The organism is Variovorax sp. P4_D9, assembly GCF_056401695.1.
In genome coordinates, this window is sequence record NZ_JBFUIU010001350.1 from 1 (window position 1) to 1,646 (window position 1,646).

Sequence of the window (1,646 nt, forward strand, 5' to 3'; positions counted from 1 at the left end):
ACGATACAGCGTGTAGGCCACCCATTGCGGCAGCACCAGCGGCAGGCTGCCGTAGCCGAAGGCGGCGGCCGCGCCCGAGCCGCTCAGGAGCAGGGCCTGCTCGGGCGCGCGCGGCGCATTCTCGAGGCTCTCGGCAAACAGCCGGCCCAGCACGCCGGTGGTATGCAGCGCCAGCGCCAGGGTACCGGCGAAGGGTCCGATGCCGGCGGCCAGCACCATCAGGGCGGCCCACACCAGCTCGGGCACGCTGCGCAGGAAATTCAGCACGAAACGGGTGACGCCCTGCACGACGAGGCCCGAGCGGCCCGAGGCGGGAAGCGCCAGCAGCGCGCCGCCGGCCGCGGCCAGCAGCGTGCCGAGCGCCGACACGGCCAGCGTCTGCAGCGCGCCCCACGCGGCCTTCGAAAGAAAGCCCGCCGACAGATCCGGCGGGAAGAACTCGACAATGAAGCGGCCCATGAGCCGCAGCGACTCGGCGGTGAACAGCGCGCGGTAGTCGATCGCCAGATAGACGAAGCTGGCCGCCACCGCCGCCAGCACCCCGGCCGTCGCCGCCCAGCAACGCAGGCAGCGCGTCGCCGAAGACGCAAGGGAAACGCTCATGCCAGCAGCCTCCGCAGCGCATTGCTCAACGCATCCGCCAGGAGCACCAGCAGCAGGAACACCAGCAGGATGCTGCTGGCCTCGCCGCCATTCAACATCTTCATCGACTGGTCCATCAGCTGGCCCAGGCCGCCGGCGCCGACGAAGCCCATCACGACCGAGGCCCGCACCGCGCATTCCCAGCGGTAGACGGTGTAGGAGGTCAGCTCCTGCGCGCAGTTCGGCAGCAGCCCATAGAACAATGCCGCGAGCCGGCTGCTGCCGCCTTCGAGCAGGACCCGGGCGGGGGCGGTGTCGGTCGACTCGAGCACCTCGGCGTAGACCTTGCCGAGCATGCCGCCGTAGGTGATCGCGAGCGCCAGCACGCCGGCGGCCGGACCGAGCCCGAGTGCGCGCACGAAGATCAGCGCCCAGACGATTTCAGGGATCGCGCGCAGCACCATCAGCAGCGAGCGCGCGGACTGCCGCAGCGCGACGGCCCGGACGCGGCCCGGCCCCGGGCCGATGCGCGACTGCGAAAGCGCGCGGGTGGTCACGAAACCCAGCGGCGCGCCGATCAGGAAAGCCARCGCGGTGCCGGCGGTGGCCATCGCCAGCGTCTCGAGCGTCGCCTTGCCGAGCAGGGCCAGGAAGTCCGGTGCGGCGGCCGGCGGCAGGAAGCCGCCGAGGAAGCCGCCGATCACCTGCAGGTTCCCGCTGCCGAACAGCACCGACGGATGGAACTCGGACAGCTGCAGCAGCGGCCAGGCGATTGCGAGCGCGGCCAGCCAGCCGACCAGCCGGCGCCGGCCGGCCGGATCGCGCAGCGCCGGCGTGGTCGTCAAGCCGCGAGTTCCCGCGCCGCCGACTCATTGGCATAGAGCGCCGACAGCATCGCGTCGCTGACCTCGCCGACCGGCCGGTCGAACACGATCCGGCCGTCACGCATGCCGACGATGCGCGGGAACCAGCGCAGCGACAGGTCGACCGCATGCATCGAGGCCACCAGCGTCGCCCCGGTTGCCTCGCCCTGCCTGACGAGCGTCTGCAGCGCGGCCTCGTCC

2 protein-coding genes and 1 pseudogene are annotated in these 1,646 nt (G+C 72.0%); all 3 read right to left on the reverse strand.

The window, feature by feature from the left end; genetic code table 11:
• Positions 1 to 603 (reverse strand): PhnE/PtxC family ABC transporter permease (locus AC1DY5_RS54800; protein ID WP_478122558.1); only part of this gene is annotated, 603 nt, incomplete at its 3' end.
• Complete coding sequence (locus AC1DY5_RS54805) at positions 600 to 1,427, reverse strand: PhnE/PtxC family ABC transporter permease (protein ID WP_478122559.1); 828 nt, start codon at positions 1,425 to 1,427, stop codon at positions 600 to 602. The genes AC1DY5_RS54805 and AC1DY5_RS54800, both read right to left, overlap by 4 nt.
• Positions 1,424 to 1,646, reverse strand: a pseudogene (locus tag AC1DY5_RS54810) (hypothetical protein); the annotation flags it as partial. The gene AC1DY5_RS54805 and the pseudogene AC1DY5_RS54810, both read right to left, overlap by 4 nt.